Source organism: Curtobacterium sp. MCLR17_042, assembly GCF_003234695.1.
Taxonomy (GTDB): Bacteria; Actinomycetota; Actinomycetes; order Actinomycetales; family Microbacteriaceae; genus Curtobacterium; species Curtobacterium flaccumfaciens.
This window is the reverse complement of the sequence record NZ_QKTD01000006.1, coordinates 39,458-52,762: the sequence shown is the minus strand read 5'-3', so window position 1 is coordinate 52,762 and position 13,305 is coordinate 39,458. Positions and strand designations below refer to the sequence as shown.

General features: G+C 67.8%; 15 protein-coding genes. 9 read left to right on the top strand and 6 right to left on the bottom strand.

The genetic code is table 11. The features are described 5' to 3' along the window. Positions 1 to 58: 58 nt before the first annotated feature. The 3 genes from DEJ02_RS07895 to DEJ02_RS07885 form a co-directional block, all read right to left on the bottom strand. Positions 59 to 1,255, bottom strand: a complete 1,197-nt coding sequence (locus DEJ02_RS07895) for a DNA cytosine methyltransferase (RefSeq protein ID WP_181440299.1) — start codon at positions 1,253 to 1,255, stop codon at positions 59 to 61. Between the two features lie 65 nt (positions 1,256 to 1,320). Then, entirely contained in the window at positions 1,321 to 3,096 is a 1,776-nt protein-coding gene (locus tag DEJ02_RS07890; protein WP_111032576.1) for a DEAD/DEAH box helicase, read from the bottom strand. Beyond that, positions 3,093 to 5,345, bottom strand: coding sequence for a hypothetical protein (locus DEJ02_RS07885; RefSeq protein WP_111032575.1), 2,253 nt, complete (start codon positions 5,343 to 5,345; stop codon positions 3,093 to 3,095). Before DEJ02_RS07885 ends, DEJ02_RS07890 begins: the two co-directional genes overlap by 4 nt. A 219-nt stretch (positions 5,346 to 5,564) precedes the next feature. Here DEJ02_RS07885 and DEJ02_RS07880 point away from each other — a divergent pair, with 219 nt between their 5' ends. Next, positions 5,565 to 6,032 (top strand): very short patch repair endonuclease, encoded by a 468-nt coding sequence (locus tag DEJ02_RS07880; protein ID WP_258378690.1) that lies wholly within the window; start codon positions 5,565 to 5,567, stop codon positions 6,030 to 6,032. Here DEJ02_RS07880 and DEJ02_RS07875 read toward each other — a convergent pair. Then, positions 6,002 to 6,346, bottom strand: coding sequence for a hypothetical protein (locus DEJ02_RS07875; protein WP_111032574.1), 345 nt, complete (start codon positions 6,344 to 6,346; stop codon positions 6,002 to 6,004). The genes DEJ02_RS07880 and DEJ02_RS07875 overlap by 31 nt on opposite strands. A gap of 557 nt (positions 6,347 to 6,903) precedes the next feature. On the opposite strand from DEJ02_RS07875, the gene DEJ02_RS07870 reads away from it, so the two are divergent. After that, complete coding sequence (locus DEJ02_RS07870; protein WP_111032573.1) at positions 6,904 to 7,254, top strand: Lsr2 family protein; 351 nt, start codon at positions 6,904 to 6,906, stop codon at positions 7,252 to 7,254. A 146-nt stretch (positions 7,255 to 7,400) separates the two neighbouring features. Here the strand turns inward: DEJ02_RS07870 and DEJ02_RS07865 are convergent, their stop codons facing one another. Both DEJ02_RS07865 and DEJ02_RS07860 read right to left on the bottom strand, forming a co-directional pair. Then, positions 7,401 to 7,910, bottom strand: a complete 510-nt coding sequence (locus DEJ02_RS07865; protein WP_146249243.1) for a hypothetical protein — start codon at positions 7,908 to 7,910, stop codon at positions 7,401 to 7,403. Positions 7,911 to 7,991: 81 nt separating this feature from the next. Further along, a complete protein-coding gene (locus tag DEJ02_RS07860) occupies positions 7,992 to 8,249 on the bottom strand; it encodes a hypothetical protein (RefSeq protein ID WP_111032571.1) in 258 nt (85 codons plus the stop codon). A 622-nt stretch (positions 8,250 to 8,871) separates the two neighbouring features. Between DEJ02_RS07860 and DEJ02_RS07855 the strand changes: the two genes are divergently transcribed. The 7 genes from DEJ02_RS07855 (at position 8,872) to DEJ02_RS07825 (ending at position 13,274) form a co-directional block, all read left to right on the top strand. Beyond that, positions 8,872 to 9,087 (top strand): hypothetical protein, encoded by a 216-nt coding sequence (locus DEJ02_RS07855; RefSeq protein ID WP_111032570.1) that lies wholly within the window; start codon positions 8,872 to 8,874, stop codon positions 9,085 to 9,087. Then, complete coding sequence (locus DEJ02_RS07850) at positions 9,084 to 9,716, top strand: hypothetical protein (protein WP_111032569.1); 633 nt, start codon at positions 9,084 to 9,086, stop codon at positions 9,714 to 9,716. The genes DEJ02_RS07855 and DEJ02_RS07850 overlap by 4 nt, the downstream gene beginning before the upstream one ends. Before the next feature lie 87 nt (positions 9,717 to 9,803). Then, on the top strand, positions 9,804 to 10,799 hold the full coding sequence (locus tag DEJ02_RS07845) for a hypothetical protein (protein WP_181440298.1): 996 nt from the start codon (positions 9,804 to 9,806) through the stop codon (positions 10,797 to 10,799). Positions 10,800 to 10,812: 13 nt separating this feature from the next. After that, a complete protein-coding gene (locus tag DEJ02_RS07840; protein WP_111032567.1) occupies positions 10,813 to 11,082 on the top strand; it encodes a hypothetical protein in 270 nt (89 codons plus the stop codon). Between the two features lie 46 nt (positions 11,083 to 11,128). Then, the gene (locus DEJ02_RS07835; protein ID WP_111032566.1) at positions 11,129 to 11,992 is read left to right on the top strand and encodes an antitoxin VbhA family protein; all 864 of its coding nucleotides are present in this window, start codon (positions 11,129 to 11,131) and stop codon (positions 11,990 to 11,992) included. Continuing rightward, complete coding sequence (locus DEJ02_RS07830) at positions 11,989 to 12,240, top strand: hypothetical protein (RefSeq protein ID WP_146249241.1); 252 nt, start codon at positions 11,989 to 11,991, stop codon at positions 12,238 to 12,240. Before DEJ02_RS07835 ends, DEJ02_RS07830 begins: the two co-directional genes overlap by 4 nt. Beyond that, positions 12,240 to 13,274 carry a hypothetical protein gene (locus DEJ02_RS07825; RefSeq protein ID WP_111032564.1) on the top strand — a complete coding sequence of 345 codons (1,035 nt, stop codon included), beginning with the start codon at positions 12,240 to 12,242 and terminating at the stop codon, positions 13,272 to 13,274. Before DEJ02_RS07830 ends, DEJ02_RS07825 begins: the two co-directional genes overlap by 1 nt. Positions 13,275 to 13,305 lie beyond the last annotated feature (31 nt).

The following is a 13,305-nucleotide window of genomic DNA, read 5'->3' as shown; positions in this document are numbered from 1 at the left end:
CGGTCGACTCCCCGACAGTAGCGGAGGTCGGGCCGACTGCGGCGCCGGGGACGCTGGGTCAGTCGGCGGCAGCAGCCTCCAGCTCAGCTGTAGGGGCCGCCTGCCCCTCAACCGCGGCTTCGGCGGCGTCGATATCGAAACCTGGCAACAGGAACGCGACCAGCTCGCGGGTCAACGCCGGTGGCACCGCGTTGCCGATCATCGTCGCGATGCTGCCGCGGCGGGTGACAGCGGAGAAGGAGAAGTAATCGGGGAACCCCTGGATCCGCGCCGCCTCATGCGCGGTGAGCGCACGCGGCCGGTCCGGGTGCATATACCGGCCCTGTCCGATGCTGCCGAAACCGCTGGTGATCGTCTGCGCCTGCCCCGACCAGTTCAGCCGTCCGTACATCGACTTGTAGCTGTGCTGGTCCCTGTGGCAGACAGGCCGCTGGTCGTTCGGCAGGTCGTAGAGGTCCCGGTCGAGGAGGTACTGCATGCGGGCGCGGTTGTCGGCGGAGGCTACGGGCGCGACGTCGTACCCTGTGGGGTCGACGAGGTCGACGAGGTCGCCGATCGCCCATCGCAGGTCGAACTTCGCATCTGCGGTGCGGGAGGTGAGCTTGCGGAGGATCTCCTCCGGGGACACATCCCGGACACGGGACGCGAGCAGCACATGTCGTTTCCGGTTCTGTGCGACTCCCAGTGTGTGCAGCGCGACGGTCGCGGTCGCGACGTCGTAACCGATGGACTCCAGATGGGCCACAGTGGTCTGCACGACGCCGTCAGTGTCGAGTCGTACCGACGGGACGTTCTCGATGAGCACGAAGTTCGGCGTCAGCACTTCGGCGGCGCGCCCCATCCGGGCGTAGAGCTCGTTCTTCGGGTCGTTGCGGCGGGTGACGTTGTTGAGGTTGCTGTGCCCTTGGCAGGGCGGCCCGCCCATCAGGAGGTGCACGTCACTGATGCTGCTGCGCAGTTCCGTCTCCGTGGCTGTGAGTCCCGCGCCGAGCGCACCATCGAAGTACGTCTCCACTGACGCGTCGACTACGTGGGCGTCAGGGAAGTTCGCAGCGTAGACGGCGACCGCCTCGGCTTCGAAGTCGATGGCGAGCGGCACCTCGACGCGGAGCCCCGCCGCGGTCGCCGCCTGCTGCACGCCGAGGGAGAGGCCACCGCATCCTGCGAACAGGTCGACCACGCGGATCGCTGCACCGCTCGTCACCGGTCGAGGGCGGTTCTTCGTCCTGAGGGACGGAACGCGGGGTCGGGTCACGACTCCAACGTTACGACGATCCGAGGACAAACTCGAGTCGACGCGGACGACGGGCGCGGCTGCAGTCAGAACCGGAGGTGGGCGACGAGACGTCGGATGTCGTCCTCGGTGAAGTCTGCGGCCGCCGCGTCCGACGCCTCGGCGAGCCGATGCAGGGTCGGGTCGGCGAGAACTGCGTCCATTGCGCGCATCTTCTCCCGCAACGCCATGTCCACCGCCTCGTCGATCGTCCCGTCGGCGACGAGGAGCGTCACCTCGGCGGACGTGCCGGCTGGCATGCCCACCCGGTGGGTCCGGTCGAGGGCCTGCAGATACAGCCCGGCGTTGAAGGAGCGGTCCACGTGGATCTGCGCCTGGCAGACCTGGTGGAGGCTGATGCCCTCCCCGAGTGTCTGCGGTGTGGCGATGAGGACCGAGCAGTCGTCGTCCTCACGGAACCGGCGCAGCTCGCGGACGCGATCGGTCGGCGCCGCGGGGTCGTCCCGCGGCGTCGCCCCTGTCACGACCGCCGGCTGCAGCGGCGCGAGGAGCCTCGCCAGTTCCGCGACATTCCCGACGAAGTTCGTCCAGATGAGCACCTTCTGCCCGGCCCGGGCGTATCGGTCCGCGTGAGCGGCTGCGGCGAGCAGCTTCGCCGGCCGTGCGGCGCCCCGGAGGTCGTCGAGGAGCTCCTCGACGGTCCGGTCGGATGGGCCACCTGTGGACCAGAGCAACGCATCGTCGTCCTGCCCGAGGAGCAGCGGGTTCGCTGCAGCGGCGAGGACCCGCATGATCGCGGCACGTCGCCCCTGGTCGACGAACCGGCCGTCGCCGTCGACCAGCCCGGCCACGACGGCGTCGTAGAGGCGCCGGTGGTCGCGGTCGAGTTCCACGGTCTCGACGACGACGTGCGCCGGGTCCAGTTGGAGTTCGTCTTTCGTGATCCGGACCCACGACCGTTCGGCGTTCGGGGTCTGTGAGCCGGCGAGCCGGGCGCCGTGGCCGGGCCAGGCAAGATCCAAGACGGCGACGAGGTCATCCTCGCTGTTCGGCATCGGCGTGCCGGTGAGCACGAATCGGTGCGTGGCGAGGTCCGTCACGTCTCGTGCGGCCGCGCCGTGCAACCCGGCGATGCCGCGCTTCGCTCGGTGCGCCTCGTCGTAGACGACCATGAGGCGGTGCCGCTGCGCCCACCGGTGCAGCGCCGCCCGCAGCGAGCCGGAGGCCAGGCGTTCGTAGTTGACGACTACGACCTCCGACTCGCGGCGAGGCGCCCGTGGGGCGACCTCGACGACGGGCGGGTGGTCGAAGCAGGCGTCCGCTTCCTCCTCCCACGCCTCATATGCGCTCTGCGGCGCGATTACGAGCATCCGGTCAGCAGTCCCAGCTGCCCGCAGTGACGCGTAGACGGCGTAGGTCATCGTCGTCTTCCCGCTGCCCGGGACGGAGAAGTTGCCTCCGCTGCCGGCATCGACGAGTGCTGCGACCGCCCGTTCCTGCGCGGGGAGCAGTGTTCGGGTGAAGCCGGTGCCGTCGAATTCCAGCGGCGGCGGCTCCTCGGCGTCCAGGACCCTGGCGAGAGCTGCAGCGATGTCCTCCGCGTGGGTCGCCGCGGCGTCCGCCGCTGACGTCCAGTCCCAATCCCAGTTCTGCGCCGGCCATCGACTCAGGGTCAGCCGGACCGGTGCGGAGTTCTCCACCGGCCATCGAACCTGCCGCACCTGCGGCGCCTCGTGTTCCGCTTTCACCTCGGTCAGCAGACGTCGCTGCAGTGCGCGCCACGTCGAGTCGGGCATCTCCGGAGGGGCGGTGAGGATGAGGTCGCCGCCCTCGCGGTGCACCGTTCCGGGCGCGACGCTCACCGCCCTGCCCGGCTCGCCGCCTTCGCGAACGCCTTCCCTGTGTGGAAGAAGTCGTTGAGCGACTGCAGCATCTCCAACGCCCGCGACGCCAGATCCTCGTCGATGCCGATCCGCTCGAACATGGGGTCGCCCCACAGGTCGACGTCCTCTTCACGGTCGTCGGCGTCGCCTTCCGGCGGTTCCAGTCCCAGGATGTCCCCGGCGCGCTGGAGCCTGAGCTCGTCCGCGTCCCGCACCTTGGCGTCGAGCTCCTCGATGAACGCCTCGATGCGGCGCTGGAACTCGGTGATCGGGTTCTCCGGCGTCGGGTCGCCGTCGCCCTTCTTGCCCAGCCAGCGCGCGCGGAGGTAGAAGTCGCCGAGGATCTCGGCGTCGTCACGGTCCACGGGGACCGCCGGTTCCGCGGAGGCCACGAGCGCCACGATGGCGTCCTCCAGCTGGTCGATGCCCGCCGGGTGCTGCGCCATGGTCTTCAGCAGCACGGACGGGTCGGTGGCGTTGACCGTGGTCGCCTTGCCGCCACCGCCTCGGGCAGTTCGAGAGAGCGCTTCCCCCGCTTGGATCAGGCCCGGGTTGAGCATCAGCGCGACGCCGCCGAGGGCTGCGAGCGCACGCTGCGCGGGACCGGCAGCGTCCCCGTCGGCGTCGTCGGCGTGTGCCAGCTGCTCTGCTCGTGCCCGGTCGGCGAGCTCGCCGACCGGTGTGCCGAGGAGTTCCGGCCAGCGCGCTTCCTGTCCCTCGGTGCGCCAGAACCAGTTGTGGCGGAACAGGCCGAACAGGGCGGCCTGTGCGGTGTTCTCCCATCCCTCCTTGAACAGGCGCAGGGACACGATCGCCTGCGCGGCGGCGACCTTCGCCCGGTCGTCGGGGTGGGGCCGTCGGCCGTTGACCTTGAGGTGCTTCTTGACGATCTCGAGGGTGTCCTCGGGGTGCTCTTCCGTCCCCGGCAGGGCACGCTGCACGGTGAGGGTGCTGAGCATCTTCGTCACCATGGTCAGGCGGTTGCCGGGCAGGCCCTCCTCGTCGGCGGCGGGCCCGTCCCAGGGCAGCAGTGTCTCCCCGAACCATGCGGCGCGCTCCTCGGGACGGACCCGGCCCTCGCTCGTCAGCTCGTCGATCGCTCCGATCGCGATCAGGCCGTTGGTGTCGGCCTCTGCCCAGGGGTCCTTCATCTTGCCGGGCATGTGGTAGCCGCGGATCATCTCCTGGATGGTCTCCGCCACCGGGTTGGGGAACTTGCCGGTCTGCAGCGGGTCCGGGTCCACGGCGAGGACCAGGTTCACATCCATCGTCCGCAGTAGCTGGAACGCGACTGCGGCGGGTGTCGTCGCGGCGACCTTCTCCAACCACGTCGCCTGGTCCCTGCCGGGGATGAACGCAGCGGCGCCGGTCGACGGGTACCGCAGGGCCTCCTCGAGGATCGGCAGGTCGGACGCGTCCAGGTCTCGCAGGCGGGTGTGGGCGCCGCGCAGCCACTTGGCGGTCGCGACGTCGGCGACGTCGCGGTTCGCGAGGGCCTCCATCGCGAGGATGGCCGAGAAGTAACGCTGCGCGCCCTCCGCGGCCTGGGCGACCCAGGCACTGCCGTCGGGAGACTGCAGCTGGGTGAGGACGACGTCGGGCGGGTCGAGGACGCCGAACTGCACGATGCTGTCGATGCGGTCCTTCTTGCGATCGGTCGTCGTCGAGAAGGCGTCGAGTTCCAGGACGGTCCGCTGCGCGGCGACGATCTCGAGAACGTTGTCCGGGCCGTCGACGTCCATGATCGGCAGGTGGAGGACCGGGTGGTCTGCGGCTTCGGTGACGATGCGGGCCGTGCCCTGGAGCATGTTGCCCATGCGACGCAGGGAGCGTCCGTTGGCGAGCCAAGGCAGCAGCATGGTCGTGTGAACGGTCAGCCTGACCTGGGTCAGCATGCCGTGCTCGGTGCGCTTGACCAGCGGTGCGGCCAATGCTGTGACGTTCCGGTCGTGGTCGGCGCTGAGCGCCTCGACGAGGCGGATCAGGCCGAGGTCGACGTCACCGGGCTCGACACCGTTCGCTTCGGCGATGGCGGTGCGGAACCGGCTGCCGAATCGGCTGAGCGCCTTGCCGTCGGCTTCGGGCGCGGCGCCGGTCTCGGGCTTGAACGCCGGAGGGGCCAGTCGGCGGCCGGCGAGACGGCTGACCGGCGGCGCGGTCTCCGGCTCGGTGAGCACGCGGAGGGTGTTCGCTGCGGTCTTGATGGTCTTCGGGTTGGTACGCGCCATGCTGGACTCCTCGTCCGGTCAGGCCCATGCCGGTCGAGGTCGAGCGCGCTGCGTCGTTCGACGCGAAACGCGTCCCGCCGGTCGAACCGTGATCGAGGAACTCAGGCATCCAGACGGCTCGGCCGCACGGAAACCTGCTGTGTCCTGATGCGGCACGAGCAGGGAACTGCTTGCTCCGTGCACCGTAGCATCGGGAGCCGACAACCGCTACTGGTTGGGATGGAGGTTCTGATGGGGCGTCGCGACGCGTCGTGGGCGAGTTCCGAAGCAGTCCGCCGTTCGATGCGCGGCAATACCTCGCAGGACACGAAGCCGGAACTGCTGGTGCGTCGGGAGCTGTTCCGCCGGGGGTTGCGGTTCCGGGTCGACTACCGTCTCGCTCCCCCTCAACGGACCCGTGCGGACGTCGTGTTCACGCGGGCTCGGGTGGCGTTGTTCGTCGACGGGTGTTTCTGGCACGGATGCCCCGTGCATGCGACGACGCCGAAGTCGAACGCGGCATACTGGTTGCCGAAGTTGCAGGCGAATCGAGATCGGGACGTCGCGACCACGGCGCTCCTGATCGAACAGGGTTGGACGGTGCTCCGATTCTGGGAGCATGAGCCGGTATCGGCGGTCGCCGACGCCGTCGAAGACGCCGTGCGGGCCGCTTCCCCTCAGTCGCTCCGCCCGCGGATCGTCCGATAGAAGTACTCCCCACGCACGCCGATCAACCGAAGCGGCCCGTACGTCCGCACGACCGGCGCGTGCGGCAGCCGGGCGACGTTCCTGATGTGTCGGCCATCAATCGGGGTGAGACAGGTCCATCTCGAGTTTCCGTACCGCCAGGCGTCCCCCTCTCGGTCGATGACCACCATGCCGCGCCGCGGCATGACGTCGAGGCCGATCGGCGACTGCGCGTCGAGGTGAAGCCGTTCGACTGCGCGGAGATCCCAGATCGGGATGCTGCCCGCGTCATAAGCGCGTTGCGCATCCCGCAGCGCCGCATCGGAACCGCTCACAGGTCGGTCTCTACCTGCGCTAGAGCTCATGTTCTCCTCCTTCGCGGCCGAATGCCACACCTGCTCTATGCGCGGAGATCGTCGGGAGGAGGAGAGATGGAGGCGCTGCCGGTCAACTGTCTCCTTGAGCCGCGACGCAGCCGGCGAAGAGGCGCGCTCTTGGGAAGCCATCTCCCCTTGAGCACCCGAGAGCTGACCTTCGAACAGCGTTGGCGGCGAGTGCTGGCGCCGTCGAGTCGCATCGAGCGGGAATCTGACACCGAGCGGACTGCATCGCAGGCTTCTCGCCGAGTTCGATCGCGCTGGCACGAGCGGCGTGGCTACGAGGCTGATCAGGTTCGGCCAAATCATCTTTCTCTTCGACTCCGCCGTCGAGCTCGTGGACACCAGGGCGCCCGGCGAGCTGCATCAGATAGACGGAAGAATCGAGGCACTTCCTACCCTCGGTTGACAGCTGACGCAGACTGTTGCGGGCGGCGATTACCGGCCGTGGAAGCGGCTTCTCCGTAACCTTCTGCCAGAGTGGAACCTCACCTCATGCGGTATAGGAGAAGGACATGGCACAGAAAGTCACCACCCACCTCGTCGACGACCTTTCCGGCGACGTCATTGAAACCGGCATGGGACGCACCGTCCAGTTCGCGTTCGACGGCAGCAACTACGAGATCGACCTCACTGACGACAACGCCGATAACCTCCGTGAGGCGTTCTCCGACTACATCGCCGCCGCCCGCAAGGTCTCCGGTCGCAGCACCCGCACGGCGTCCGCATCTCCGGCGGCGAAGGGGCGCAGTAACCCTGACGAGTTGGCGAAGATCCGCGAATGGGCTGCCGCGAACGGGTATGAGGTTGCCGCTCGGGGTCGCATCAGCCAGCAGGTCCGCGACGCGTACGCCGCGGCGAACTGACCGACGCCGCTACGCTTTCCCCGGGGCTTGCCACACACTTGCCTCAGACCGGGTCGCCGTCCCCCCACGGCGACCCGGTCGTTCATTTGCTGTCAAGCATCTCCCTGTCGTGACAACGCGTTTCGAAGCCGCTGGGTCGGCAGCGGTCATGCCGCCCTCTTGAACTCCCCCGTGTCGATGTTCCGCTTCGGTTCCGGCCTGTTCATCCATCCGGTCTTGAGACTGACCGGTCGGATGTCGTTTGCACAGTCGGGGCAGTTGCTCGGGGTGTGGCTGGACAGGTGGTTCATCGGCCGCTGCGTGAACGGGCCGTGGAGCCCGCACACGATGGTGACCTGCGTGTGCGGGTCCACGTGTCGGACCTGCGCGTAGTCGTATCGGTCGCCGTGAACCTCTCGCGCACGGGCGATGAACATGTCTCGGCGGACGGATGGGCGGGAGTTCCGACGGCCTGAGCAGTCCGGGCACCGCTGACCGCGGCGGTGCTCGTTCGGCTCCTGTGTGAACTGCCCATGCTCGGGGCAGCCGATGGTGACTTTCGTGTGGGCGTTGACGAACTCGGCGAGCACCTGCGAGTAGTCGTACCGTCCGCCGTGCTTCTCGGTCGCAGCGGCAACGAACGCGTTCACTCGAGCAGTGAGGGTGTCAGTCGGCATCGGGGTCCTTTCGTCACCTCGCCTATGCGCGGAAGTGCCGCGATGTCGTGCGATCCGTCACTACTGGTGTGATCGCGACCGTCAGGTGGCGTGTTCGTCGAGCCAGGCGAGGACGTCTGGCCGTTCTGTGAGGCCTCGGGCGCGGAGGATCTCGACCGCTTCGGACAGTGCGGCGATGAGGACCACTGCGTCGTCGAAGTCGATGGTCATGGACGTCCCGATGGGCCCTTCGATGTCGACCAAGCCGCTGGGTTGGAGGATGGCGGTGATGTCGTCCATGACGGTTGCGATCGCGGTCCCGTCGTTGCGGTCGCCGCTGAACCAGGTGCGGTGCTGCATGGTGCTCCTTCCGCGCCGCCCGGTGCGGCGCTGTCACCCGTATGCGCGGGCACCAGATGATCTGAGCGATCCGGTGGAAGAGGGCCCGCCGCCGAAGGCCGGGAAGCCGCGTCGCATGCCGAGAGCGGATGCGTCTGCCGGATCACGCGCCGACTTGCGATCTCACGCTCAGGCGGGTGGATGACGCCTATAGGGATAGATGCGTATATAGACACCCCGTCTATCTATACCTTCTTACCTATATATACGTAGTAGTAAATGTAAGTAAGTAAGGAGAGGCCCCTAGCACCCCGCTACTTCCCCGGAACTGCGCGGTTCCGTCCGACTTGACGTTCGACAGACGAAGGCAAGCGACCGGCAAGCAGAAGCCGCGCCTCGGCTCACTTTTGGGGCCTGAAGCGACGGCATTTCGCGATCTGACGACAGGCTCGCCCCCACCGACGACCACCTTCACGGCGGTTCAGCGCATAGCTGCGGCACCGGCGGTGCCTCGGCCCGCTTTCCGCGAGGGCCCGCACGGAGTCGCGCGCCGCAGTATGCAAGCCCGGATGTGTGACGGGAGTCAACGATCTCGTCACCGTGAGGTGTCGACACGAGACCGCTTGTTCCTTACTATGAACGCATGGTGAGTGACGCGCAGGACCTGTGGGTCTCCGTTGACGAGTTCGTCGCGGAGCCCGTCCGACGGTTCCTCGATGTGATGGATGGCCGGGACGTGGTCATCACACGAGGCGGTATCCCGTTCGCGCTGTTCCACCCATCTCTCGAAACGCTGCACCGTCACGACGACACGGGCCAGGGCAACGACGGCGCACCTGCGGAGAGAGGCTCACGATGACCAACGGGAAAGACCGCCAGGACGACGCGGCCACTTTTGGCGTGAGCAACGAGCATGCCGGTGCGGGCGCGCAAGGCACACGGCAGTCGCACGCGGCTCATCACCTGGCGCGGATCCCGTTCACCACCCTTCGCACAGAGGTGCCAGCTGACCTTCATGCGTTGTACGTGCAGGTTGACGCCGACCAGGCCGTCATCCCCGGTTTGCAGATGGGCGTCGGTGCGCTCATCGTCCAGCAGTGGGACCCCACTTACGCAGCCGCAGGGTGGACGCTCTACGGCGCCGACCTCACCCTCGACATGGGACATCCGTTCGGCGCGCTGTTCTACCGAAACGACGCCGACGAACGGGTGCTCCGAATCGGCGTCCAATGGCACCCGCCGGTACAGCGGCTTGAGTTTCCCGCCCTGCACCCGTCGAAACCGGAACTCAGCAGCGACTGCACCGAAGCAGAGGCCGACGCGGTCATCCTCGACGCCCGCAGCCGCATTGGATCGCTCGTCGCCATCAACGCTCAGATCGGGTCATGGGTAGCCACCGAGGAGAGCGAGGACGCCATCCTCGCCGCGGCGGGCCTGGGCTTAAAGCGGCTGGCGGAAGACGACGCACGGTTGACTCACGATGCCTGATCGGGAGACGCCGTCGGTGGAACCGGTGCCGGCCCACGTGGCCACATGCTCCCAGGTGAGGTGCGCGTAATGGCGGGTCGGCAGTGGGTGCAGGACATCCGGCATCAGCAGACGATCCTGTCGTTGCCATTCGGACTCGGGTGGACGATCGATATCACCGACGCCCTTACCGCCCTGGCTGCGGCCGGCATGCCTGCTCGTGTAGAGGCATTTGACCGGCTGCGATTCGAGGACGGCCGGACCGGATTTCTCTCAACGCCGGACCCGACCGCCACGATCACCGACGACGGCACCCCTGCCGAACGAGACGAGGACCTCATCGTTCTCCCTGGCGGATCAGAAGGTGGAGTGTTGTCCTTGGCACGGCGGTACCCGGACCTCGTAGTCGTGAACGGGAAGCGGCAACGTGTCTGGGCGAACGGCCGGCAGGTGCACGGCAGCTCGATGCAGCGCGACGCGGCGCCTGAATGGCGGACCGTGTTCGCCAGCGCCCGGACGATCGTCTTGCACGGAGGCGGCACGCACACCATCGCGGACCGCATCGGCATCCCGGCGGATGACGTCCGAGCCGTGATGCCCGCGCTCGGTGCGCACGTCGTCCACACACCAGACGGGTGGGAAGCAGCCGACCGGCACGCACTCTGCGACTGGGCGTTGGCGGCGTATCCGGGTCCCGGCGGGATCCGCACCTGCTGGCGCCGCGACGTCAGCATCGACGCTCAAGCCGACGAACTGATCGGGCTTGGCGGGGTGATGTCGGACCGGTGGGCCGCGCAGCAGTCCGGCGTCTTCGTCCCGCCGAACCGCCTGACCGCGTTCTTCGCCCAGCACCCCGACATGCACGCGCTCGGCTACGAACCCGTCACCGTGAACGACGCAACCGTCAGAGTCGTCATCCCGCAGGACACCACCATCCTGACCGCGGCCGAGGGCTGCTGCACAGACGACTTCATCACCGCGCACGTCATGTACGAAGACAGCTGGGTGACCGCGAACACGGAGGCGGTGAACGCGCTGCGGCAGCTGCTGCACTTCCAAGCCGACCTCGCCCACGACCTCCGCTGGCACCCGAGCGGCAGCTGACGAGAGTCCACCGATGACGCTGCAGCTGCTGTCCCTGACGTTGGCGTACGACGACGCACGCTTCTTCGGCGCCGTCATGTTCACCAGCCTCGACCACCCTGACGACAAGCCCGCCACGGTGCTGATCGACCACACCGACGCGGCGCCGTGGTTCCGGCTCACCAACGTCGACCCGGACGCCCAGGACCCATCGGTCCCAGCGATGGCGGAAGCGGACCGCATCATGCGGTTCATCCTTCGCTACGCACCCGAACGAATCGGCCGCACCGAGCCGACTTCCTAGCCCTAACCCTCGCGCTGCTGTCCCGACTTCTTGGAGGTACTCGCTGATGATGCGTCTGGTTTCCCTGCACCTCTCGAACGACCGGATCCTGTGGGGGCATGTCCTCCTCGAGGACACCGATGACCCGGAAGCGTCGATGGCGCGGATCATGATCGAACACAGTGAGAAGGAGCCCGGTTACGAGCTCGTTGACCGGAACCGGCGGCGCCTCACCGACCTGACCGTCCCCGCCACTCGGGAGGCGAACCGCATCGTCCAGACCCTGCTCGTCCCAGCGTCCGAGGTCGCGAAGCGGGAGAAAGCGGTCCGAGCGGTCATCCACTCCGGCTACTTGGAAGGGTTCCCGGATGAGATGCCGTGGCAGGGCCAGTTGTGGATGTATGCCCGGGGTGAGATCAGCATCGACCAGCTCGAGGCCTACACCGACAAAGGCCGACAGATCTCGCATGCACCCGGTGCCGCTCCTGCTAATGGTGCGGACGTTCCCGAGGAATGGTGGCAGGCAACGCAGGCACGCATCCGCCGGCACCTGCTGGACACAACTCTCACCGACGCCGAAGCCGCCACCGCCCTGCAGATCAGCATCGACGAGGTGGGCGAACTGTTCGGGTCGAACCGGCTGACCAGCTTCGACCTCGACGGTGAAGAACGCATCCCCGACTGGCAACTCGTCCAACCCGCCCTCCCGGAATTCGGCGACCCGGCCGTCCTTCTGTCGGGCCTTGATGCGCTGTTCGCGGCTGCTCCGCAGCGGCTCCTCGACGTGGCGGCGATGACTGAGTTCATGACCACACCCCGCCAGTTCCTCAGCGTCGACGACGTACCCCTGACACCGTTGACCTGGATGCAGCAGGGCCGTCCGCTCGCGACCGTCATCGCCTTGTTCCGGGGACGGCGGTGGCGGTGGTGACCACCCGACCGGAGCTGTTCCTGCTCACTGTCGCGTTCGACATGGCCGGCACCCACGGACACATGTACTTCCGTGACCCACCGGACTCCGAGCTCCGGCAGGTCCTCGTCAGTAGCGCCGGCGGTGAGCCCGGCTACCGCTGCGAACCAGCACACGGTGACACTCGGGACGGGTGGGAGCCGTTCCTCACCGAAGCACGCTGGCTCATCGCCCTCATCCGACCCGACACCCCGGACGAGCGTCGCTGATGGGTCCCGCACTGCAATGGGTCGCCGACGCCTACGCGGGACGTCCGCAATTCACCCTCCCCTATGGGCTCGGCGAGACCGCGGACCTCACCGACGCCCTCGCAGTCCTCAAACTCGCCGGCCTGCACGCGGTCGTCGAGTCCCACGACACGATCCGCCTCGCCGACGGACGCCGAGCACGCCTCCCGACATTGACCCGGAACCCGCGCGGCGAACCGGACACACCCGCAGAGCTGCTCCTGCTCGCACCTCGCACGGTGATGCAGATGCAGGTCGCGCTCGCGGAACAGACCGAGACGGTCCTGCTCGTCGACGTCGACCGACGACGCGTGTGGATCGACGGGAAGCAGGTCCTCGGCGTCCACGACCGGTGGAAGGACGCCGCCCCGATCTACATCACGTTCGCCGTCGCACGGATGCTCGCCATCAACGGCGCCAAATTCGACGGGCTGGTCCGCCGCGGCAAACTCACGCCCGGGCAGGTGGACGACGCGCTCGCGCGGCTCGGGAAACGCGTGCACCGCACGAGCATCGGGTGGGAGTCCCGCGACGTCGGCGGGCTCGTCGACTGGAGCATCGCCTGCTACCCGGGCCCAGGCGGCATCCGGACCCGGTGGCGATCGGACCTGCCGCTCCCGGAGCAGGCGGACCGGCTCATCAGCGCCGGCTGTTTGATCTCCGGGCGAGGGATCTCGAGTCGCCCTGGTTACCCGGCAATCACTGTCGGCAAGACGACGCCGTACCGGCTCGTCGCCTTCACCGCGAACGAAATCGACATGACGAGCCTCGGATTCCAACCCGAAGACGAGGACCTCACCGGGACCGAGCTCATCCTCCCGGCCGACCCGACCATCTTCGCCACCGCGACAGCCGCCGGATACCGAGACCGCACCGACGACATCATCACCGCCAACACACTCCTCCGCGCCGACGCCCGCACCGACGACGACTCGGCCGCGCTCGATGAGGTTCGCAGCCGGCTGTGGTTCCTCGCCGACACCGGGTACGACCTCCGGTGGAATTTGCCGAGCTGACGAAAATCGCGGTTCCGAAACTCCGTGTCAC

What these genes read in the sequence shown, in the direction of transcription:
- DEJ02_RS07885 (WP_111032575.1), bottom strand. Translation starts at nt 5,345, where the DNA reads ATGGCGCGTACCAACCCGAAGACCATCAAGACCGCAGCGAACACCCTC.
- DEJ02_RS07880 (WP_258378690.1), top strand. Translation starts at nt 5,565, where the DNA reads ATGGAGGTTCTGATGGGGCGTCGCGACGCGTCGTGGGCGAGTTCCGAA.
- DEJ02_RS07870 (WP_111032573.1), top strand. Translation starts at nt 6,904, where the DNA reads ATGGCACAGAAAGTCACCACCCACCTCGTCGACGACCTTTCCGGCGAC.
- DEJ02_RS07865 (WP_146249243.1), bottom strand. Translation starts at nt 7,910, where the DNA reads ATGCCGACTGACACCCTCACTGCTCGAGTGAACGCGTTCGTTGCCGCT.
- DEJ02_RS07860 (WP_111032571.1), bottom strand. Translation starts at nt 8,249, where the DNA reads ATGCAGCACCGCACCTGGTTCAGCGGCGACCGCAACGACGGGACCGCG.
- DEJ02_RS07855 (WP_111032570.1), top strand. Translation starts at nt 8,872, where the DNA reads ATGGTGAGTGACGCGCAGGACCTGTGGGTCTCCGTTGACGAGTTCGTC.
- DEJ02_RS07850 (WP_111032569.1), top strand. Translation starts at nt 9,084, where the DNA reads ATGACCAACGGGAAAGACCGCCAGGACGACGCGGCCACTTTTGGCGTG.
- DEJ02_RS07840 (WP_111032567.1), top strand. Translation starts at nt 10,813, where the DNA reads ATGACGCTGCAGCTGCTGTCCCTGACGTTGGCGTACGACGACGCACGC.
- DEJ02_RS07835 (WP_111032566.1), top strand. Translation starts at nt 11,129, where the DNA reads ATGATGCGTCTGGTTTCCCTGCACCTCTCGAACGACCGGATCCTGTGG.
- DEJ02_RS07825 (WP_111032564.1), top strand. Translation starts at nt 12,240, where the DNA reads ATGGGTCCCGCACTGCAATGGGTCGCCGACGCCTACGCGGGACGTCCG.